The following is a 20,763-nucleotide window of genomic DNA, read 5'->3' on the forward strand; positions in this document are numbered from 1 at the left end:
GGTGACGGTGCCGTCTCCGGTGCGCGGATCGGCCTCGACGGGGAGCCCGGACGCTCGCCCGCGGCCAGCCCGGCGATGGCCTCCTCGCGCACGCGGGGCTGTGGGCTACCATGACTGGCGGAGATCTCCTCTCCGCCTGGAGGGTTCGCATAGCGGCCGAGTGCAGTGCTCTTGAAAAGCACCAAGTCCTTGACGGGGCTTCGTGGGTTCAAATCCCACACCCTCCGCAGAGACCGGGGGCCGGTGGGCCCGGGCCGTGGCGCGTCAGGCGTCAACGGACCGGGAACACCGGCCCTCGGTGCGTCCGGGAACCAGGGGTTGCGCGATCCGCCCGGCCCGGGTCGTCTTACCGGTAGGAGTCGGTATCAGAGCGCCCCAACGGCAGAGAGCGGGAGCCCCCACCCGATGAGTACCACCACACCTCCAGCCCGCTGGCCGGTCACCGTTCCCGCCCTCGCCGTGCTGCTTGGAGGAGTATGTGCGGTACTGACATGGGTGACCGAAGGTCAGGTCAACATCATGGCGGCGTTCTGGACCTGCATGTGGATCTTCCACCTGGCTGTGGGGATCAGAGCGTACAACCGTGAACGCCGTGACTTCCTCGCACACCAGGCTTCCCCTCCCACGGAAGAGAAACCCGCTCCGTAGGCATCGGCCATGGCGGTGTCGAGGAGCCGGGGAAAGGCCCGCGTGCCCTGGCCGCCGTGGTCTCGAAGAGACGTCAGGGCACACGGGGGTCTCTGAGGGGTCCGCCTGCGCTCGTCACGACAGGCTGCCTCGGCCGCCGAGGAAAGCGCCGAGGCGCGACCCGGCGAACATGGTTGCACATGGCTCCGTCGGTCCCGTGACACAGGTCCGGAACACGGTGCTATGTGCGCTCTGAGCCGGACACCCTCAGCCGCTGCTCTCCGCGGTCGTGACCGGCGAACCGCCAGGGTTCCGGAGGCAGCCCACCCGCGCGCAGGTGGGTGTCCAGCAGCGACAGCAGCCGGTCGGCCTCGCGCAGCGCCGTATGGGCCTCACCGGCATGGCGCGGACGGGACCGGAGCGCCTCGGACAGGGAGTCGTACAGCCCGGTGGGGAGGTCCGGTTCGGGAGCGCCCCAGGGGAGCGGCGTGCTCATGCGACCGCCCCCAGGTGCAGCGGGAGGTCCCCACCCGGGGAACGGCGCTGGCGGATCTCATAGTCCATGTAGTACCCGCGCACGAAGGCCTCCGGAGGGTCGACCACGGGCAGGGACTCCCGTGGGGTGTCGCCCGGAGCCGGGCGCGGAGCGGGGGCCGGGGGAACCGGCACGCTCGCGACGGTCCCGAGGTCGGCCACAAAGCGGCGCACCCGGGAGACGCGGCGCCTGCGGGCTTCCGCACGCAGTTCGCGGGTGAGGACGAGCGGCGCGGCGTGGAGCCCCCGTGTTGGGCGGATCACTCGCAGGAATAGGGACAACAGAGCCATAAGGTGGTGCATGTCGGCGCTCCCGAAAGCGTTGACCACGGCCCCGGACGCGTTAGCGCGCGTCGCGGGGTCCCGCTGTGCGCGGGGGCTCCATAGTACTCCCTTGTATTCCCTTGTATCTATACGTAGAGATACGTATCCCTTGGAGGGAGGTTGAGTCGACACGAATAGCTTCATGTCCATGGAGTTCGACCCTGACGCCGAGATCGATCCGGAAGCGCCGCTCACGGAGTACAAGCAGTTGGCAGGCATCCTCCGGGCGCGCCTAGCGCGAGGAGACTGGGAGGCCGGTCGCCGTATCGCCAGCGAGACGGACCTGACCCAGCAGTACGGCCTCGCCCGCTCCACGGTGCGACGTGCCATCGCCGTGCTCGTGGAGGAGGGGCTGGTGTTCACCGTGCCCCAGCGCGGCACGTTCCGGAAGTAGCTTCACGAACCAGCGAGGTGCAGCTGCCGGCATGGAGTGGCGCGAGGGTTTGCCCAGGTGGGTGCAGATAGCGGACGAACTGGAGAGGCGCATCCGGGCGGGTGAGTACCCGCCGGGAGCCCGCGTTCCCTCGGTACTCAAGCTCATGGACGAGTTCCAGGTGGCCTCCGCGACGGCGCAGAAGGCGCTCGCGGGACTGCGCGACCGGGGGCTGACGCGCACGGAGCCCGGGATCGGTTCCACCGTTCGGGAACGGTAGGCAGCACCACCGGCCGGAGTTGCACGGAGAATCTCGGTGCGGGGGATACCTGTCGCTCTGGGGACGTGTCGACATGCCGCGCATCGTTTCGGCGCATCGGGGAAGGGTGCTGGACATGATCGGACGAGTCAGCGCCATGGCCATCGACTGCCCCGACCCCAGCGCGCTCGCGGACTTCTACGCCGAGCTGCTCGGGCTGCCCGTGACCCGCAGGGACGCGCACTGGGTGGTGGTGGGACACGAACCGCCCCGGCTGGCGTTCCAGTACGCACCGGACCACCAGCCGCCCGAGTGGCCCGATCCCGCGCGGCCGCAGCAGATGCACCTCGACATCCGGGTGGAGGACATCGACGCCGCCGAGGAGAGGGTGCTGGAGCTCGGAGCCAGGCGCCTGGCGGTCGTCGAGGACGACCCCGACGACCTGTTCCGTGTCTACGCCGATCCCGCCGGGCACCCCTTCTGCCTGGAGTACCCCGCCACGCCCGAGCCGCCCGGCTAGGCCGTGTCTCCTTGAGGCTCCGCCGCGCCTCGCCCCGTGCTCGGACGCCGCAGGCACAAAGAACTCGCGGGTGCGCCCGTCCGTACCTCACGGGCGCGCCCGCGAGACCTCCGGCAGCCCCGTCGGCGCCCTCGCCACCCCCGCAGGCACAGGCACAGGCACAAGGCCGAGTCCACCAGACGGAACCTAGCCCTCTTCCTCCTCGGCGCGGCGGGGGAGGACCACCACGGGGATCTCGGAGCGGTGCAGCACGCCCTGGCTGACCGAGCCCATGATCAGGCCGCGCACGGCCCCCCGCCCGTGGGAGCCCACGACGATGGCGTCGGCGCCCTCGGCCGCCCGGAGCAGCGCGTTGACCGGAGTGTCCTGGGTACGCACCACGCTGACCTCCACGTCGAGGCCCTCGCGGCGCTCGTCGGCGGCGTCGGCCAGCATCCCGGCCACGAGCTCCTCGGACTTGCGGTCGAATATCTTCTCCTGGGGCTCGTAGCCCATGGCGGTCATCGCGACCGGGTCGTAGGGATAGGGCACCTCCCAGCTGTTGACCACGACGAGCTCGCCTTCGCCCTCGCTCGCCAGGTCCACGGCCAGGTCCAGGGCCCTGCGCGAGTGTGTGGAGCCGTCCACGCCGACCACGACCCGGTTCAGGGAGGTCGTCGCGGGCCTGCCCTCACTCGAGGGCACCACCGTGACGGGGCAGTGCGCCTGGGCCGCCACCCGGACGCTGACCGAGCCCACGAACATCGACGCGACCCTGCCCAGTCCCCGTGTACCGACCACGAGCAGGTCGTGGGGACGGCAGTGCCGCAACAGTGCCAGCGGCGCCTCGTCCAGGGCGGTGTCCGTCTCCACCTCCACAGACGGCTGGAGTTCGCGGACGCGCTCGGTCACCCGGTTCATCACCCCCATGGCCTGGTCCGAGATCTCGTCGGTGGGCTCGAAGCGGCCGGCCCAGGCGTCGGCCGACACGATCACCGGCATCCCCAGCGCGTACACGGCCAGGATCGGCGTACCCCTGCGCGCGGCCTCGGCGGCCGCCCAGTCCAGTGCCGCCCAGGAGTGGTCGGAACCGTCGATCCCCACGACCACCCTGGGCGAGCGCTCCTCGTTGACTGCCATGGTTCCCCCTCAAAGCGTTCTCAGCAGGACACATACCCCGCCGCGGGCGGCAGCGGCACGGGTCACTCGTCCTCGGAGTACGGCGGCAGGACGGCGACGGGCACCTCGGAGTGCTGGAGCACCCCCTGGCTGACCGAGCCCATCACCAGCCCCCGGACTCCTCCCTGGCCACGCGAGCCCACGACGAGCAGGTCCGCGTCCTGGGACGCCTCCACCAGGGCGTCCACCGGGTTGGCCTGGGTCCGGACCGCGCTGATCTCCAGGTGCTCGGTCCGGTCGTCGACCACCTCGGCGAGCAGCCCCGCGACCACCTCCTCGGACTGGCGGTCGAACGTCTCCTCGTGCAGGGCGCGGGCGTCGGCGGCCAGCGACTCGGCGTCCGCGGGCAGCGGAACCTGCCAGCTGTTGACCACCACGACCTCCGATCCGCTCACCAGGGCCTCGTGCAGGGCGAAGCGCAGTGCTCGGCGGGAGGAGTCGGACCCGTCCACTCCCACCACGACGCGGCCCCGGCGCGGCGGCGGCTTCTCCAGGTTGGGGACGACCACCACGGGGCAGGGCGCGTGCGAGGAGGTCCGCACGCTGACCGAGCCCAGCATGATCGCCCGGATCCCGCCCAGGCCGCGCGTCCCCATCACGATGACGTCCTCGGGTCCGGCCTCCTTGAGCAGGACGGCGGGCGCGTCCTCCGGCGCCAGGGAGGTCTCCACGTCCACCTCGGGCCGGGCCCGGTGCACGTACGCGGCGCCCGCGGCGAGCAGGTCGTGCCCCGCCTGACGCAGGTCCTCGACGGCGAAGCCCCCCGCGCCGCCGTAGGCGCCGATCACCACCGGCATGCCCAGGCCGTGCACGATCCGCAGCCGTGCTCCGCGCCTGGCCGCCTCCTCGGTCGCCCAGATCAAGGCGGCGTGGGAGGCGGGTGTCCCGTCCACGCCCACCACGATCGCGGGCGGATGTCCCTGTGCGTTCATCCTGACCCCTTCCCTTCCTCCTCCCCTGTCCGAAACCGGATCCCGGAAACCAGGAAGGGGTCCGCGCCCACCGTGTCCGGGCCCTCACCTCTGCCAGGCGAACGCCTCCCCCACGGACGCGGCCAGTTGGAGGTAGGAGTCCCGCGTGGCGGGCGCGAGCTGTTCGAGGTCCACCTCGGCGCCCTCCTCCAGGTGCCCGTCCCACGGCACCCGCACCACGTCGCGGCACCGCCCCGCGAAGTGCTCCTGCAACCGGTTCAGGTCCACGCTGCTCTTGCTGTCGGACCGCACCATCGACAGCACCACCACCGCGCCGCGGACGAGGGCATCGTGGCCGTGCGCCTCCAGCCAGTCCAGGGTGGCGCTGGCGCTGCGCGCCCCGTCCACGGACGCCGAGCTGACCAGGACCACCTGGTCGGCCAGGCCCAGCACCCCCCGCATCGCCGCGTGCAGCAGGCCGGTGCCGCAGTCGGTGATGCAGATGGAGTAGAAGTGCTCGACGATGCGGGCCACTTCCCGGTAGTCGGAGTCGCTGAACGCCTCGGAGACCGCCGGGTCGCGGTCGGAGGCCAGGATCTCCAGACGGCTGGGCGCCTGGGAGGTGAACCCCCGGATGTCGGCGTAGCGCGACACCAGGTGGCGCTCGTTGAGCAGGTCGCGGATCGTCGCGGCGGTCTCCAGCCGCACCTTGTCCGAGAGCGTGCCCCGGTCGGGGTTGGCGTCCACGGCCAGCACCCGGTCGCCGCGCAGGGACGCCAGGGTGGCGCCGAGGGCGACCGTGGTGGTGGTCTTGCCGACACCGCCCTTGAGGCTGAGCACGGCCACCCGGTGATGTCCGGTCGCCACGGGCGTGCAGGCACGGGCCACCAGCTCGCGCCGGCGCAGCACCTTGGCGGACTCCCCCGGGTTGACCAGGCCCAGGGTGGCGCTGTGCACGGCCCGCCTCCAGCCGCCGCTGGGGCCCTGGCGCCGGTTGCGCACGAGGGTGGCGGCGTTGAGGGAGTCGGAGGTCTCCCGGTCCCGCCCGTCGCGCCGCCGGTCCGGCGGGCCCGCCGGCGGAGCCACCGGTGCGTCCGCGCCCGGCGGCGCCGTCGGCCTCGCCGGTGGCGCGAGGTCGGCACGTGGCCCGGTGAGCGTGGGCGGCGGTTCTGGACGCCCCTGCGGGGCGCCCGTCGGCGCGGGTGGGAAGGGGGTGTCGGGCTCGGGAGGGAAGGAACCGTCGTGCTCGGGGAGTCCGCCGCCCGGCCGCGTCCCGGGGACGGTCCCGGCGCCGGAGGCCGCTCCGAGCCCCGGCCCCGGAGTGATCGCGCCGGGACCGGACCCGCCCTGGTCCTCCCGGCCGGGAGGGTCACCGTGGTCGGTCTCCAGCGGGGGCAGCTGCTCGGGTTCGGGTACGTCGGAGTCGCGGCGCGGCCCGCGGTGCGCCAGCGGGTCCGGCTCACCGCCCGGCCTCGTGGGGCGCTGGAGCCGCTGCCGCTGCGGGCGCTCGGGACGCTGCGGGCGCCCGCGCGAGGCGCCCGGCAGCAGCCGGACCGTGCTGCCCCGCACCTCGTCCCCGGCGTCGCCGGAGCCATCAGGCTCCTCGCCGACGTCAGAAGCCTCCGAGGTCTCCGGCACCTCAAGCACGTCCGGCACCTCAGGCAGCTCGGACACCTCGGAGAGCCTGTGTGGCTCACGCGCCTCGTATGCCTCGTGTGCCTCAGACGTCCCGACCGCCCCGGACGGGTCCGAGGGCCCGGGTACCGCGGACGACCGGAACGGCCCCGGCCCCGGCTTCGGTCCCGGCCGCGGCTCCGACCGCCACGTCCCGCCAGCGTCTCCACCGACGTCCCCACCGGTGTTCCCACCGGTGTTCCCACCGACGTTCCCGTCGGATCCCCCGTCCCCGCCGCCGTCCACGGGCGCCGACCCCGGGTGTCCCGGATCCGGCTGTCCCGCCCCCGGCGCCGGGAACGGCGTGTCCTCGGGCATCCGCGCGTAGGGCGGCGGGGGCGGAGCGGCCCCCTCGAACCCGCCGAACCACTGCTCCCGGGGCGAGGGCGCGGGCGCCGCCGTACCGGACGGGGCCTCGGTGCCCGCCTCCGCGAACTCCTCCGGGCCCTCAGCCGGGTCCTCGACCGGGCGGTCCGGCCCGACCAGCTCCTCGGCCTCCGGTACGGAGCCCGCCTCGGCGTCCCGATCCGACCCGTTCTGTTCCTGGTGTGCCACCGGAGTTCTCCTGCTTCAAGGGGGTGTGCTGTGGAGGGAGGGGTGCCGCAGCGGGGAAGGGGCCGGCCCACTCCCTGGGACCACTCCTACCCTTCCGGCCCCACCGGCGTACCTCCGGGACGGATGAACAGAGTGATCCGTTGACTGGCGGGGAACCTCCCCGGGTACTGTCTGGCTCATGCACGCGATCCGTATCACCGAACCGGGCGGCCCCGAAGTCCTGACCTGGTCCGAGGTTTCCGACCCCGTCCCCGGCGAAGGGGAGGTCCTTGTGGACGTGGCCGCCAGCGCGGCCAACCGGGCCGACGTGGCCCAGCGCCAGGGCAACTACTCGCCTCCCCCAGGCGCCTCCGAGTACCCGGGCCTGGAGTGCTCGGGCACCGTCGCGGAGCTCGGCCCCGGCACCGAGGAGTCGGGCTGGTCCGTCGGCGACCCCGTCTGCGCCCTGCTGACCGGGGGCGGCTACGCCGAGAGGGTCGCCGTACCGGTGGGCCAACTGCTGCCGATCCCCCGGGGCGTGGACCTGGTGGAGGCCGCCGCGCTGCCCGAGGTGGCCTGCACCGTGTGGTCCAACCTGGTGATGGTCGCGGGCCTGCGCGCCGGGGAGACCGTCCTGGTCCACGGCGGCGGCAGCGGCATCGGCACCTTCGCCGTCCAGTTCGCCCGCGCCCTGGGCGCCCGGGTGGCCGTCACGGCGGGCAGCCCGGAGAAGCTGGAGCGCTGCCGCGAACTGGGCGCCGAGATCCTGATCAACTACAAGGACGAGGACTTCACCGAGCGCATGCGCGAGGCGGGCGGCGCCGACGTCGTCCTCGACATCATGGGCGGCTCCTACCTGGACGCCAACCTGCGCTCCCTGGCCACGAACGGCCGCCTGGTGATCATCGCGCTGATGGGCGGCCGCCGTGCCGAGGCCGACCTGGGGCGTATGCTCGTGAAAAGGCTTTCCGTGCAGGCGACGACCCTTCGTTCCCGTCCCCGGGACGAGAAGGCGGCCATCGTCTCGGGAGTACTCGAGCAGGTGTGGCCGTTGGTAGAACAAGGAGTCGTCCGCCCCGTCGTCGACCGCTCGGTCCCGATGCGGAACGCGGCGGAGGCGCACCGCGTCATGGAAACGAGCGCGCACACCGGAAAGATCCTTCTCACCCGTTGACGGCGTGCCGGTGATATCCACGTAAGGGGACTGATGAGCAGCGCAGACAACCCGAACGAGCGGCCCCAGGTACTGGTCATGGGCGACCAGCAGGAGGGCCCCGAGGAGGACGGTGCGGAGGAGCCCCGTACCCTCGCCGACATGGTGGAGCAGCCCGCCAAGGTGATGCGGATCGGCAGCATGATCCGCCAGCTCCTGGACGAGGTGAAGGCCGCCCCGCTGGACGAGGCGAGCCGTGCCCGCCTCAAGGAGATCCACACCTCCTCCATCAAGGAGCTGGAGGACGGCCTGGCCCCCGAGCTCATCGAGGAGCTGGAGCGGCTGACCCTTCCGTTCGCGGAGGGCTCCGCGCCCAGCGACGCCGAGCTGCGTATCGCGCAGGCGCAGCTGGTGGGCTGGCTGGAGGGCCTGTTCCACGGCATCCAGACGACCCTGTTCGCCCAGCAGATGGCGGCCCGCGCCCAACTGGAGAACATGCGCAAGGCCCTGCCGCCCGGCGTCGCCGCCGGTCTCCAGGCCCAGGGTCCCGGCGGCCCCGGCGGTCCGGGTGAGGAGCCCCACGGCTCCGGCCCGTACCTGTAGTCCTCACGCGACGGAGCCCGTCCCCGACCGGTCGGGGGCGGGCTCCGTCGCGTACGGGCCTGCTTCGCGGGGGCCTACTTCCTCCCGCTGAGCGGCTCCAGGACGTCCAGGCCCAGGAAGGGGCGCAGTGCCTCGGGGACCGTCACGGAGCCGTCCTCGCGCTGGTGGTTCTCCAGGATGGCGACGATCCACCGGGTGGTGGCCAGCGTGCCGTTGAGGGTGGCGGCGAAGCGGGACTTGCCGTCCTCGTCCCGGAACCTCGTGTTGAGGCGGCGGGCCTGGAACTCGGTGCAGTTGGAGGTGGAGGTCAGCTCCCGGTAGGTCTCCTGGGTGGGGACCCACGCCTCGCAGTCGTACTTGCGGGCGGCGCTGGTGCCCAGGTCGCCGGCGGCGATGTCCACCACGCGGTAGGGCAGCTCCAGCTTGTCCAGCATCTCCCGCTCCCAGGCGAGCAGCCGCTTGTGCTCCTCGTGCGCCTGGTCCGGGTGGGTGTAGACGAACATCTCCACCTTGTTGAACTGGTGCACCCGGATGATGCCGCGGGTGTCCTTGCCGTAGGAGCCCGCCTCGCGGCGGAAGCACGGCGACCAGCCGATGTAGCGGTGGGGCAGTGCGTCGGCGGGCAGGATCTCCCCGGCGTGGTATCCGGCCAGCGGCACCTCGGAGGTGCCCACCAGGTAGAGGTCGTCGGAGGGCAGGTGGTAGACCTCGTCGGAGTGCTCGCCGAGGAACCCGGTGCCCTCCATGGTCTCGGGCTTGACCAGCACCGGCGGGATCATCGGCGTGAAGCCCGACTGGACGGCCTGGTTCATCGCCATGTTGAGCAGCGCCAGCTCCAGCCGTGCGCCCACGCCGGTGAGGAAGTAGAACCGGGAGCCGGAGACCTTGGCGCCGCGCTCCATGTCGATGGCGCCGAGCATCTCGCCCAGCTCCAGGTGGTCGCGCGGGGTGAAGTCGAACGAGCGCGGGGTGCCGACGGTCTCCAGGACCTCGAAGTCGTCCACACCGCCCTCGGGCGCGCCCTCCTCCACGAGGTTGGGCACCCTGGCCAGGGCGGCGTTCAGCTCGTCGGCGAGGCGGCCGGCCTCGGCGTCGGCCTCCTTGACCTCGGCGGCCAGCGCCTTGGCCCGGACCAGGAGCTCCTCGCGCTCCTCGGGGGAGGCCTTGGAGACGGACTTGCCCACGCTCTTCTGCTCGGCGCGCAGGGTCTCGAAGCGGGACAGCGCGGAGCGGCGTCCGGCGTCCAGTTCGAGCAGCCGGTCGGCGACGGCGGGGTCCTCCCCGCGGGCCCGCTGCGAGGCACGGAGTCGTTCGGGGTCTTCTCGAAGAGCGCGAAGGTCGATCACGCCTTGCAGGTTACCGCCCGGGTCCGATCTCCCCGACATCTTTTCCACAACCGCGTCACGGGTGTGGGGAAACGGCGTCCTCCCCGTGACAGGACCTGGCGGGGGGACGGCGGTGAATCCGGTGGGCGGGACGGCCGCCGAGGAGCCCGCCGGCGCACCGGGGGCATCGGAGGCCGCGCGCCCGGGGGACACCCCGACACGCTTCGACGGCGATGATCTTGCTCCCAGCGGCACTGTCGGCGGTCGGGAGTGCCACTGGGAGCAAGATCATCCGGTGAGGGTTCTAGTCGACCCGGCCGGCCCGCACGCGTGCCAGCCACCGCTCGGCCTCGACGAAGTCGGCGTCGGTGGCCGGGCGGGGCCGCAGCGGCGGGGTGGTCACGGCGGCCCGGCCGTCGCGCGGGTAGCTGCCCAGGAAGCGCACGTCCCGGCACACCCGCCGGATGCCCATGAGCGCCTCGCCGACCCTGGCCTCGGACACGTGCCCCTCGGCGTCGATGCAGAAGCAGTAGCTGCCGAGCCCGTCACCGGTGGGGCGCGACTCCAGCCTGGTGAGGTTGACCCCGCGCACGGCGAACTGGTTGAGCACCTCGATCAGGGCGCCGGGGTGGTCGTCGGCGATGAAGGCGACCAGGGACGTCAGGTCGGCGCCGGTGGGGCCGGGCAGCGCGCCGGGCCGGGACAGGTAGATGAACCGGGTGGCGGCGTCGGACCGGTCGCCGATCCCCGAGGCCAGGGCGCGCAGGCCGTAGCGCTCACCGGCGATCACCGCGCAGATCGCGGCGTCGTAGGGCGCGCCGGGCTCGGACACGCTGCGCGCCGCGGCGGCCGTGGAGGAGACGGTGTGCGTGTCGGCGTCGGGCAGGTACCGGGCGAGCCAGCCCCGGCACTGGGCGAGGGCGTGGGGGTGGGTGGCCACCCGCTTGACGTCCTCCAGGGCCGCGCCGCCGCGCGCGAACAGCGCGAACTCGACGGGCACGGCCCTCTCCCCGGTGATGAGCAGCGGCTCACCGTTGACCAGTTCGGCGATGGTGGCGGTGACGCCGCCCTCGACCGAGTTCTCCAGCGGGACGACCCCTCCGTCCACCGCGCCGGAACGGACCGCGTCGAAGACCGCCGGGATCCCCTCACAGGGGACGCGGGCCCCGTCGGGCGCGTCCGGGCGCAGCTCGCGCAGCGCGGCTTCGGTGAAGGTGCCCTCGGGGCCGAGGTAGGCGTAGCGGTTGGGCATGCGGCCAGGCTATACGGCCCCGCGGCCCGGGCGCGGCTCTCCGTGGCGGCCCGTGGAGCGGAAGGCGGTGACCAGGGACTCCGGGTCCCCGTCCTCCGGCGCGGCACCGGTGCCCGGAGCGGCTCCGGAGGGCGCGGCGCCCGGGTGCGCGGCCCGCTCCCCGCCGGTCCCGCCGCTCCCCGCGGTCTGCGGCGCGGGGCGGGCCGAGGTGCTCCCGGCCGTCATGCTCGTACCGATCCCCTCGCCCAGGCGGGCCGAGCGGACGACCCGGTACTCCTCGGGGCTGAGCAGGATGTCGGAGTCGCCGCCCATCACCGGCTTGGCGTAGGTGCGCGTCTCGGTGCGCCCGTTGATGGAGGTGACGACCACGCCGTCGCCCGCGCTGTTGAGCAGCGCGAGGGAGAAGGAGCGGGCGCCCGACATCTCCTCCAGGGCGTCGTAGTGGAGCACCGCCACGTCGCGGACGGCGAGCGGGTCCACGCCCGAGGCGCCGACCTCCGCCGCCCGGTGGGCGATCGCCCGGGAGTCGCTGTCGGCCACCCGGGTCCTGGACAACGCGTACCCGCCGAGGACGAGCGCGCCCAGACCCGAGAGCATTCCGGTCAAAGCCAGGATCGTAGTGAACACAGGGCGAGCGTATAGCTACGCACAGCATCCGTGGGGTTACTTGGAGCGATTTCGCCAACTCATGTGCCCGACTTTGCCCGCCAGTTGCCGTCGGGCCGTCCACGCGCGCTCCCGGGCCTGGTCCCACCGGCGCCGCGCCGTGGGCCGGAACTCGCGTACCGCCAGCGCCCGGGCCACGTCCGCGAACTGGTGGGCGCGGTGCAACTGCGCGCGCAGGTCGGTACCGGTGGCCCGGTGCTCCAGCGGCACCTCCACCTCCAGCACCCGAAAGCCCGCGCGCAGCACGTCGATGGTCAGGCCGGTCTCCACGCCGAAGCCCGTGGCCAGCGGCCTGGCCGCCTCGAAGGCGGCGCGTGTGACGCAGCGCTGGCCGTTGAGGGGCTGTTCGGGCTCCCACCCGGTGGCCTTGCGGACCCCGCCGCGCGCGAGCCGCACCACGAACCCGTGCCCGCCCAGGCGTGTGCGCGTGGCGGGGAAGAGTGCGATGGTCATGTCGGCCTTGCCGCCGGTGACCGGATCGATGAGCGGGGCGGCCTCCGCGGCGGTGGCCTCCAGGTCGGCGTCCAGGAACAGCAGGTGCCTGGGATGACGGGTCGCCCCGTTTCCGTGCGCCCCGCTCCCGTACGCCTCGATGAGCCGGACGCCCTCCGCGCCCGTCTCCATCGCCGCGCCCTTGCCCCGGTTGCGGCCGTGCCTGAACACGCGGGCCCCGGCGTCGAGGGCGACGTCGGCCGTGCGGTCGGCGGACCCGTCGTCGACCACGACGACCAGGTCCACTCCGGGCAGGGCTCGTGCGGCCACGACGGTACTGCCGACCCGCTGGGCCTCGTCCTTGGCCGCGATCACCACGGCGACCCCGGCACTCTCCGGACCGCCGTCCTCCCCCCGGAACACGCGTGCCCGCCTAGGGGGCCGTGCCGGTCCCCGCGGCCACCGGCAACGCGTCGAGATCGGGATGGATGACGAACACCTCGTCCAGTCCGGTCACCTCCAGGACCTTCGTGACCGCGGGCCTGGGCGCCACGATCTCCAGGTCGCCGCCCTTGTCGCGGGAGCGCTTCATGGCGGAGAGCAGCACGCTGATGCCCGTCGAGTCGCAGAACTCCACCCGCGACATGTCGACGAGCAGCCGTCGTGCCCCCTCGTCCAGGGCTCCGACGAGTTCGCTGCGCAACTGGGGTGCCGTGTACAGGTCGACCTCACCGCCCACGGTGACCACCGCGACGTCTGCCTGAGACCGGCTCGATATCTTCAACTCCACAGTCGCGACTGTAGCGGCCCCGTCACCCGCGGGCCACCTCAGCGGCGGTGTTTCGCGACATCGGCGACGTTCCCGTGGCGTGCTCCCCGAACTCCCTCCCGGGGCGGAACCGTCCGCGGACCCGCTCAGATCAGAGCGCTCCAGGCCCTCGCGTCGTCCTGGTCGCGCAGCCGCAGCCCGACGACGTCGGCCGGGCTCAGTGAGGAGTGCTCCCCCAGGCCCTCGGGCAGGCCCTCGGCCGTGCCCTCCGCCCCGTCGGCGTTCCCCTCGGCGGAGATCTCCAGGACCGCCCACACCGTGGTGGTGGTCGCGTCCATCTCGGTGCCCCACCGGCCCGACAGGGTCTGGACGATGCCCAGGCCCCGGCCGCCCAGGCCGGAGACGGAGGGGCGCGCCACGCGGGGCATGGTGCTGGATCCGCCGTCGCGTACCGCGATCTCCACCCAGCCGCACGACTGCGACCCGCGGTCCACCTCAGCGCGCCAGGACACACCGACGCTGTCCTCGGGGCTGTCCGGGTCGGGCAGGGGCCTGGCGTGGCGCAGGGCGTTGCTGACGAGTTCGCTGAGGACCAGGGCCGCGTCGTCCACGCGGTCCTCGTCGATCTCCATGGCTCGCAGGTCGCGGCACAGCTCCTGCCTGGCGCCGGTCACGCTGGCGGGGGTGTAGGGGAGCGTGACGTTCCGCTCGACCTGGTGCGGGCGGTCCCCGGCGTCGAGTGGGGTGTGGTCTCCTGACACGTTGAATCCCTGCGCGTTCGTGCTGTCTCGGGCGGTCCGGAACCCGCCCGATGTGTGCCAGCGAATTCCACCAGGGGTGGAAATGCCCCGATCACCCAGCCAGGAAACCCACCGCGAGATGAATCACCGGGTACGGCTCGCGCGTAGGCGCGGGGATCGCTGCCGTGGCAGGGGTTCTGGGCTTGATGATGTTTTTGGTGTTTTCTGGGACTCAGGTTGCCTGTGGGGCAGCTCGGACCGTGTAGTGGTCCGTTCGGCCGGCTCCGGTTCGCCCTCGCGGTGCAGTGGCACCGTGAACCGCATGCGCGTACCGCGCTCCAGCCGCTGGGCGGTGACGTCGCCGCCCTGGTCCCGCGCCAGTTGGCGCACGATGTACAGGCCGAGTCCGAGTCCGCCGAAACCGGAGTCGGCGTCGTCGCCTCGCACCCCGGACTGGACGAAGCGGTCGAAGACCCGCTCCTCGTCGCCCGGCCGCAGCCCCACGCCCTCGTCGTCGACCACGACCGCGACGGCGTCGCCCTCCTCGCGGGCGCTGACGTGGATGTGCCCTCCCTCGGGCGAGAACTTCAGGGCGTTGTCCAGCAACTGGTCCATGATCATGCTCGTGGCCAGCGGGTCCCCGGCCGTGGGCGGGAGCGGGGGCAGCGCGTCCAGGGTGACGTCGTGCCGGTCGGACAGGGGCCGGAAGGCGCTGACCGCCTGCCGGAGCACCTCGGGCAGGTCGAACCGGTCGCGGCCCACCCGCATCTCGCCGCGCGAGACGTCCGAGCCCAGTTGGAGCCGGTCCACCAGCGTGGCCAGGGCGGAGGAGCGCTCGGCGATGGTGCCGACCGCCTGGTACTGCGAGTCCGGGCTGAGCCGGGACCACTTGCGCAGCAGTGTGGTGGCGTAGCCGTGGATGACGGTGATGGGGGTGCGCAGCTCGTGCCCGCTCGTGGCCAGGAAGGCCTCGCGCTCGTCCTCCATGGCCTTCTGCGCGGTGATGTCGCGAAAGTCCACCACCCACTCGCTGGTCCGCGGGATCTGCGCCATGAGGATCTCCAGCCAGCGCCCGTCCCCGAGCCGGTGCTTGACCGGCTGCCCGTGGCAGGCGGGCAGCGGGAAGGGCGGGTGGCGCCCCTCCACCACCTCGGCCCCGTAGCCGGTGAGCTCCACCGCCGAGCGGTTCCACTTGAGCACCCGGCCGCCGAAGTCGAGCACGGCGATCCCGTCGGCGCTGGAGTCGGCCACCGCCTGCTCGTGGACGCGCTGGCGGTTGAGCTCCTCGTAGGCCAGCGCGTTGCCGATCGCCACCCCGGCGTGCGCCGCGAGCAGTTCGAGCAGCTCCAGCTCCACGTGCCCGACCTTGCGCTGGCTGTAGAGCGCGTACAGGGCCCCGTAGGGCCGGCCGTGCACGTTGGACACGCCCAGCGCGATGGTGTGCAGCCCGGGCAGGTCGGCCCAGACCAGGTCCTGCAACCCGCGGGTGTCCTCGTTGGCCAGCAGCACGGACTTGCCGCTGCGCAGCAGCTCGCCGAACAGGCTCTCGTCCAGCGCCGAGCTGAACCCCCGCAGCTCCTCCGACAGCTCGGAGATGCTCACCAGCTCCACACGGTCCTCGTTGAGCAGGACGAAGCCGCCCGCGTCCGCGCCGGTGAGCTCGGTGATTCCGCGGGAGATGCGGTCGAGCACGGTCCTGCGGCTGAGGTCGGCGTTGATGTCGACGACCACGTCGGTGAGGCGCCGCACCAGCCGGGCCCGCTCCATCGCCGAGGAGCGGGCCTGCACGTCGCTGTCGGAGGGGTAGAGGCTGAGCACCCACCCGGCGACCCCGCCGTCGGCGCCGGGCACGCGGCTGGTGTTGATCCGTACGTCGACGGCCACGCCGTCCTTGCGCACCCGGCGCGTGTGGATGGACAGCGGCGTCCCCGCGCGCACGTGTTCGAGCACCGCGCCGTGCTCGGCCTTCAGCTCCGCGGGGACGATCGGCAGCTCCTCCCCGAGCACCTCCTCCTCGCGCCAGCCGAACAGGCGCTCGGCCGCCGGGTTCCAGAGGGTGACTCGGAGTTCGCTGTCGACACAGACCACCGCGTCCGCTGACGCGGCCAGCACGGCTTCGGCGCTGAGGGGCGCGCGCTCGGAACTCACGACGTCATAGTGCCACCCGGAGGCGTCCGGGGGGCAGTGCTTTGCGCAATCGGCGCCAAATCGACGGGGCCGGGCCTCCGGTGGCGTGACCGGAATGGTCCACCGGAACGGGTGCGTGGAGCACGCCCCCGCCCCTGGCCACCCCGTCGGGCACCGGAGGTCACGACGGGGGCGGGAACAACCGAACGGCGCGCCCCACCAGTCACACCACCAACGTTTCCGGCCAGCTCACCGGGCGAGGATCGGGGGCTCAGATGACGCGGGGCTCCGCGCCGGCCTCCGACGCCAGGTCACGGCCGGCGTGCTGCCACGCCTGCATGCCGCCGGAGACGTTGACCGAGTCCCATCCGGCCTGGTTGAGCGCGGCGACGGCCTGCGCGGAACGGCCGCCCGCGCGGCAGACGACGTAGACCCTCCGGTCCTGCGGCACCTCGGCCGCGCGCTGGCCCAGCTCGCCGAGCGGGATGTGCGTGGCGTCGGGCGCGTGGCCCGCGTTCCACTCGTCGTCCTCGCGGACGTCGAGCAGGTAGGCGTCCTCGGGCACCTCGGTGGCGTTGGCCTCCGGGACCTCGTTGTTGCCGAACATGTGACCCCCTGTGTCTGCGTACTTCGTGAAATGTAAGAGTCCGGGGAACCCGGCGGGTATTCCCCGCGTCCGAACGGTATGGCTCAGCACACCTTCGCGACGGCCCTGCCGACCCGCCTCGCCGCTCTCGCAGCCCTTGGCCTGCTTATCACGGCCTGCGGCAACGAGCCCGCCGAAGTGAACGCGCCGGCACCCCAGTCCGACGAGACCACCAGTCCCTCCGATCCGGCCGAGACCTCCTCCGGGGAACCCTCCGAGGCCCCCTCCAGCGGGGAGGCCGGCGACGCCGAAGTCCGGTTGACGATCGAACGCTCCCTGAGCGGCGACGAGGCCCTGACCCCCGCCGAAGGCTACGAGGAGGGGGTGTGGACCCTGACCTGCGCCCCCGTGGGCGGTGACCACCCCGCCCCCGAGGAGGCGTGCGCCCAGATCGAGGAGGTCGGCGTGGACCCGTTCGTCCTCGACACCTCCGACATGACGTGCACCATGCAGGTGGGCGGCCCCGAGGTCGCCCACGTGACCGGCCACATCGGCGAAACCACCATCGACACCGAGTTCAACAAGCGCAACGGTTGCGAGATCGAGCGCTTCGAGACCGTGGAGAAGGTGCTCAACCCCTGACCGGGGCGCACCGGCCCCCGGCCGGTGGGGAGGGGGAGCCCGGCCGCGACGGCCCGGCTCCCCCTTCGCGTGCGGGCCGGGTCAGGTGGTACGCGTGGTGTGGGGCGTGTCCCAGAAGGCGACCTCGTGGCGCATGCCCTCCAGGAAGATGCGCTCCGCGCGGTCGGGGTCCGGGGCCGCCTCCTCCAGCATCCTCCCGTAGTGCTCGGTGAGGGTGGTGAACTCCGGGTCGGCGTAGGTGTCGACCCACCGGCGGTAGCGCGGCTCCTCGGGGCGCCTCTCCGCCAGGGCGATCCCGAGCTGGTTGTAGCCCCACATGCAGGGGTAGACGGCGGCGAGCCCGTCGCGGTAGTCCGCGGCGGCGTCGAGCAGCCACGCGGTGTAGGCCGAGCAGGCCGGGCCCTTGTCACGGGTGGTCAGGTCCGCGCCGAACTCCCCGGACAGGGAGCGGTGCAGCTCCAGCTCCTCGTTGAGGGTGCTGTGCGCGATGCCCACCAGGTCGGCGAGGTGCTCGTCGGGCGCCTGCCAGGCCAGCCGGGAGAAGGCCCGCGCGTAGTCGAGCAGGTAGAGGTGGTCCTGTTCCAGCCAGTACCGGAAGGCCCGGTCGTCGAGGTCGCCCCGGGCGATCCCGGCGACCGTCGGGTGTGCCAGCTGTTCGGCGACCAGCGGCCGCCCGATCTCATGGAGTCGCTCTGTGATTCCCACGTCCGGAGTGTCCCATCCGCCGGAGATAGACCTCAACGCGGCCCGAGTCCCCGATGTGGTCCGGTCTCCATCCGGCCCGACCGACCCGGCGTCCCGGCCGATCGGGCTGATCAGCAGCTTTGCCGAAAGTTTCGACAGGCAAGCGCTTCCCGCGGATGGGCTCGATGAAACCCTTCATTTCCCCACCAGCGAAAACCCTTCTCGCATGCCAGCTCACAGGGTGCTTGTGACTTATATCTCTCGGAGGGGTTGACCAGGTCACCGCGAATACGTACATTCTCCGTCAGTAAGTTTCGATACTAGTTTCGAAAGTTTCGGATGTCCAGCGCCCGAGATCCACCAGTCGGCGGAACCCCCCTCCCCGCACCCTCACTGAGCACAGAAAGGCACACCTACATGACCGGACCCTCTGACCACGTCGCCGAACGGGAGGGCACCGCCGAGAGTTGGCGGGACCCCTCCCTCCCGGCCGCGACGCGCGTCGAGCGACTGCTGGGGTCGATGACCCTGGAGGAGAAGGTCGCCCAGTTGCACGGTGTGTGGGTGCGCGCGGGCGCCTCCGGTGAGGCTGTCGCACCACACCAGCACGACCTCACCCAGGAACCGCCGGCGTGGGAGCAGGTGATCGCCGACGGCCTCGGACAGCTCACCCGCCCCTTCGGCACCGTCCCGGTGGACCCCGTCGCCGGACGCACGTCGCTGGCCCGCAGCCAGCACGAGGTCATGCGCGCCAACCGCTTCGGCATCCCCGCCGTGGCCCACGAGGAGTGCCTGGCCGGGTTCGCCGCCTGGACCGCGACCATCTACCCGGTCCCCCTGGCCTGGGGCGCCAGCTTCGACCCCGACCTGGTCGAGCGGATGGCCGCCCAAATCGGGGAGAGCATGCGCCGGGTGGGCATCCACCAGGGCCTGGCCCCCGTACTGGACGTGTCCCGCGACCCCCGCTGGGGCCGCACCGAGGAGACCATCGGCGAGGACCCCCACCTCGTGGCGACCGTGGGCACCGCCTACGTACGCGGCCTCCAGTCCAGCGGCGTCGTGGCCACCCTCAAGCACTTCACCGGGTACTCGGCCTCCCGCGGCGGCCGCAACCTGGCGCCGGTCTCGATCGGTCCGCGCGAGTTCGCCGACGTGCTGCTCCCGCCCTTCGAGATGGCCGTGCGCGACGGCGGCGCCAAATCGGTGATGTCCGCCTACAACGACAACGACGGTCTGCCCGCCGCCGCGGACACGGGCCTGCTCACCGGCCTGCTGCGGGACCAGTGGGGGTTCGAGGGCACCGTGGTCGCCGACTACTTCGGCATCGCCTTCCTCCAGACCCTGCACCGCGTCGCGGAGTCCACCGCGCGGGCCGGTGCCCTGGCCCTGGCCGCGGGCGTGGACGTCGAACTGCCCACCGTGCACTGCTACGGCGACCAGCTCGCGGCCCTGGTCCGCTCGGGCGAGGTGCCCGAGGACCTGGTCGAGAGGGCCGCCCGGCGCGTGCTGCTCCAGAAGTGCGAGCTGGGCCTGCTCGACGAGGGGTGGACCCCCGAGCCCGAGGACCCCGGCGCCCCCGTGGACCTGGACCCCGCCGAGCACCGCGCCCTGGCCCGCGAACTCGCCGAGCACTCCGTGGTACTGCTGTCCAACCCCGGCGACGTGCTCCCGCTGGCCGACACCGGGGACCTGGCCCTGGTCGGTCCGCTCGCCGACACCGCCGACGCCGTGCTCGGGTGCTACTCCTTCCCCGCCCACGTCGGCAGGCGCCACCCCGACACCTCCGTCGGCGTGGAGATCCCCACCCTGTTGGAGTCCCTGCGCGCCGAACTGCCCGGCACGAGCGTCGAGCACCGGGCCGGGTGCCCGGTGGACGGCGACTCCACCGACGGGTTCGACGAGGCCGTGCGGGCCGCCGCACGCGCCCGTGTGTGCGTGGCCGTGGTCGGCGACCGCTCCGACCTGTTCGGCCGGGGGACCTCCGGCGAGGGCTGCGACGCGGAGGAGCTGCGCCTGCCCGGGGTGCAGCAGGAGTTCCTGGAGGCCCTGGCCGACACCGGCACCCCCGTCGTCGCCGTGGTGGTGTCCGGTCGCCCCTACGCTCTGGGACCGGTCGCCGACAGGCTCGCCGCCGTCGTCCAGGCCTTCCTGCCCGGGGAGGAGGGCATGCCCGCCGTGGCCGGTGTGCTCTCGGGACGGGTCAACCCCAGCGGGCGCCTGCCGGTGTCCGTGCCGCGCTCGTCCGGCGCCCAGCCCACCACCTACCTCGGCCCGGACCTGGCCCACCTCAGCGAGGTCAGCTCGGTGGACCCCACACCGCTCCACCCCTTCGGGCACGGCCTGTCCTACACCCGGTTCTCCTGGGAGGACCCGCGTGTGAACGGCGGTCCCGCCCTCCCGGGCGAGGTCCCCGTGGCCGGCACCGACGGGGAGGTCACCGTCGGCTGCACCGTCCGCAACGTCGGCGGCACCGCCGGCACCGAGGTCGTCCAGCTCTACATGCACGACCCCGTCGCCCTGGTGGCCCGGCCCCGCAGGCGGCTGGTCGGCTACGCGCGGGTGCACCTGGAGGCGGGCGAGGCGCGGGCGGTGGACTTCACCGTCCACGCGGACCTGTCCTCCTACACCGGTCCGGACGGGCGGCGCATGGTCGAGCCCGGCCGCCTGGAACTGCTGCTGTCCGCGTCCAGCCAGGACGTCCGGCACACCGTCCCGGTCCTGCTCCAGGGCCCGACGCGCCTGGTAGACCACACCCGCCGCCTGGCGTGCGGCGTCCAGCTCGCCCCCGTCGACGCGGAACGGGAGGTGGTGGCGCGCGGGTGAGCCCCCGCGACTGAGCACTCCTCGGATCCACCCCCCGTACCCCCCGC

The 20,763-nt window shown here is 72.7% G+C and carries 21 protein-coding genes and 1 tRNA gene; 8 read left to right on the forward strand and 14 right to left on the reverse strand.

The window, feature by feature from the left end; all coding sequences use genetic code 11:
- Window positions 1-138 precede the first annotated feature (138 nt).
- A tRNA-Ser gene (locus NOSIN_RS21580) sits at window positions 139-227 on the forward strand.
- Between the two features lie 641 nt (window positions 228-868).
- Here the strand turns inward: NOSIN_RS21580 and NOSIN_RS21585 are convergent.
- Both NOSIN_RS21585 and NOSIN_RS21590 read right to left on the reverse strand, forming a co-directional pair.
- On the reverse strand, window positions 869-1,123 hold the full coding sequence (locus tag NOSIN_RS21585) for a hypothetical protein (RefSeq protein WP_077692493.1): 255 nt from the start codon (window positions 1,121-1,123) through the stop codon (window positions 869-871).
- On the reverse strand, window positions 1,120-1,425 hold the full coding sequence (locus NOSIN_RS21590) for a hypothetical protein (RefSeq protein ID WP_143832972.1): 306 nt from the start codon (window positions 1,423-1,425) through the stop codon (window positions 1,120-1,122). The genes NOSIN_RS21585 and NOSIN_RS21590 overlap by 4 nt, the downstream gene beginning before the upstream one ends.
- Window positions 1,426-1,633: 208 nt before the next feature.
- On the opposite strand from NOSIN_RS21590, the gene NOSIN_RS21595 reads away from it, so the two are divergent.
- The 3 genes from NOSIN_RS21595 to NOSIN_RS21605 all read left to right on the forward strand — a co-directional run bounded on the left by NOSIN_RS21595 (window position 1,634) and on the right by NOSIN_RS21605 (window position 2,637).
- On the forward strand, window positions 1,634-1,879 hold the full coding sequence (locus tag NOSIN_RS21595; protein WP_077693702.1) for a GntR family transcriptional regulator: 246 nt from the start codon (window positions 1,634-1,636) through the stop codon (window positions 1,877-1,879).
- 31 nt (window positions 1,880-1,910) lie between these two features.
- Window positions 1,911-2,138 (forward strand): GntR family transcriptional regulator, encoded by a 228-nt coding sequence (locus tag NOSIN_RS21600; RefSeq protein WP_077692495.1) that lies wholly within the window; start codon window positions 1,911-1,913, stop codon window positions 2,136-2,138.
- A gap of 115 nt (window positions 2,139-2,253) precedes the next feature.
- Complete coding sequence (locus NOSIN_RS21605; protein ID WP_077693703.1) at window positions 2,254-2,637, forward strand: VOC family protein; 384 nt, start codon at window positions 2,254-2,256, stop codon at window positions 2,635-2,637.
- Window positions 2,638-2,823: 186 nt separating this feature from the next.
- Here the strand turns inward: NOSIN_RS21605 and NOSIN_RS21610 are convergent, their stop codons facing one another.
- The 3 genes from NOSIN_RS21610 to NOSIN_RS21620 form a co-directional block, all read right to left on the reverse strand.
- Entirely contained in the window at window positions 2,824-3,756 is a 933-nt protein-coding gene (locus NOSIN_RS21610) for a universal stress protein (RefSeq protein ID WP_077692496.1), read from the reverse strand.
- 62 nt (window positions 3,757-3,818) lie between these two features.
- Entirely contained in the window at window positions 3,819-4,727 is a 909-nt protein-coding gene (locus NOSIN_RS21615) for a universal stress protein (RefSeq protein WP_077692497.1), read from the reverse strand.
- A gap of 84 nt (window positions 4,728-4,811) precedes the next feature.
- Window positions 4,812-6,935 (reverse strand): nucleotide-binding protein, encoded by a 2,124-nt coding sequence (locus tag NOSIN_RS21620; RefSeq protein ID WP_170293742.1) that lies wholly within the window; start codon window positions 6,933-6,935, stop codon window positions 4,812-4,814.
- Window positions 6,936-7,113: 178 nt separating this feature from the next.
- On the opposite strand from NOSIN_RS21620, the gene NOSIN_RS21625 reads away from it, so the two are divergent.
- Both NOSIN_RS21625 and NOSIN_RS21630 read left to right on the forward strand, forming a co-directional pair.
- Window positions 7,114-8,088, forward strand: coding sequence for an NAD(P)H-quinone oxidoreductase (locus NOSIN_RS21625; protein WP_077692498.1), 975 nt, complete (start codon window positions 7,114-7,116; stop codon window positions 8,086-8,088).
- Between the two features lie 33 nt (window positions 8,089-8,121).
- Window positions 8,122-8,670, forward strand: coding sequence for a bacterial proteasome activator family protein (locus NOSIN_RS21630; RefSeq protein WP_077692499.1), 549 nt, complete (start codon window positions 8,122-8,124; stop codon window positions 8,668-8,670).
- Window positions 8,671-8,744: 74 nt separating this feature from the next.
- Here the strand turns inward: NOSIN_RS21630 and serS are convergent, their stop codons facing one another.
- From serS to NOSIN_RS21670, 8 genes are all read right to left on the reverse strand, one after another.
- The gene (gene serS, locus NOSIN_RS21635) at window positions 8,745-10,016 is read right to left on the reverse strand and encodes a serine--tRNA ligase (RefSeq protein WP_077692500.1); all 1,272 of its coding nucleotides are present in this window, start codon (window positions 10,014-10,016) and stop codon (window positions 8,745-8,747) included.
- A gap of 283 nt (window positions 10,017-10,299) precedes the next feature.
- Entirely contained in the window at window positions 10,300-11,247 is a 948-nt protein-coding gene (pheA, locus tag NOSIN_RS21640; protein ID WP_077692501.1) for a prephenate dehydratase, read from the reverse strand.
- 9 nt (window positions 11,248-11,256) lie between these two features.
- On the reverse strand, window positions 11,257-11,874 hold the full coding sequence (locus NOSIN_RS21645; RefSeq protein WP_236743410.1) for a DUF4446 family protein: 618 nt from the start codon (window positions 11,872-11,874) through the stop codon (window positions 11,257-11,259).
- Window positions 11,875-11,910: 36 nt separating this feature from the next.
- Window positions 11,911-12,768, reverse strand: coding sequence for a glycosyltransferase (locus NOSIN_RS21650; protein ID WP_077692503.1), 858 nt, complete (start codon window positions 12,766-12,768; stop codon window positions 11,911-11,913).
- 10 nt (window positions 12,769-12,778) lie between these two features.
- Window positions 12,779-13,135, reverse strand: a complete 357-nt coding sequence (locus NOSIN_RS21655; RefSeq protein ID WP_171986620.1) for an STAS domain-containing protein — start codon at window positions 13,133-13,135, stop codon at window positions 12,779-12,781.
- 125 nt (window positions 13,136-13,260) lie between these two features.
- Window positions 13,261-13,875, reverse strand: a complete 615-nt coding sequence (locus tag NOSIN_RS21660; protein WP_077692504.1) for an ATP-binding protein — start codon at window positions 13,873-13,875, stop codon at window positions 13,261-13,263.
- Between the two features lie 123 nt (window positions 13,876-13,998).
- Window positions 13,999-16,002 carry a PAS domain S-box protein gene (locus tag NOSIN_RS21665; RefSeq protein ID WP_077692505.1) on the reverse strand — a complete coding sequence of 668 codons (2,004 nt, stop codon included), beginning with the start codon at window positions 16,000-16,002 and terminating at the stop codon, window positions 13,999-14,001.
- A gap of 250 nt (window positions 16,003-16,252) precedes the next feature.
- A complete protein-coding gene (locus NOSIN_RS21670; RefSeq protein ID WP_077692506.1) occupies window positions 16,253-16,588 on the reverse strand; it encodes a rhodanese-like domain-containing protein in 336 nt (111 codons plus the stop codon).
- Between the two features lie 78 nt (window positions 16,589-16,666).
- Here NOSIN_RS21670 and NOSIN_RS21675 point away from each other — a divergent pair, with 78 nt between their 5' ends.
- Window positions 16,667-17,209, forward strand: coding sequence for an SSI family serine proteinase inhibitor (locus tag NOSIN_RS21675; RefSeq protein WP_077692507.1), 543 nt, complete (start codon window positions 16,667-16,669; stop codon window positions 17,207-17,209).
- Window positions 17,210-17,290: 81 nt separating this feature from the next.
- Here NOSIN_RS21675 and NOSIN_RS21680 read toward each other — a convergent pair whose 3' ends face one another.
- Window positions 17,291-17,914, reverse strand: a complete 624-nt coding sequence (locus tag NOSIN_RS21680) for a TenA family protein (protein ID WP_077692508.1) — start codon at window positions 17,912-17,914, stop codon at window positions 17,291-17,293.
- Between the two features lie 396 nt (window positions 17,915-18,310).
- On the opposite strand from NOSIN_RS21680, the gene NOSIN_RS21685 reads away from it, so the two are divergent.
- Window positions 18,311-20,716, forward strand: a complete 2,406-nt coding sequence (locus NOSIN_RS21685) for a beta-xylosidase/alpha-l-arabinosidase (RefSeq protein WP_077692509.1) — start codon at window positions 18,311-18,313, stop codon at window positions 20,714-20,716.
- The last annotated feature ends 47 nt before the right edge of the window (window positions 20,717-20,763 follow it).

It is taken from the genome of Nocardiopsis sinuspersici, assembly GCF_001998325.1.
GTDB lineage: Bacteria > Actinomycetota > Actinomycetes > Streptosporangiales > Streptosporangiaceae > Nocardiopsis > Nocardiopsis sinuspersici.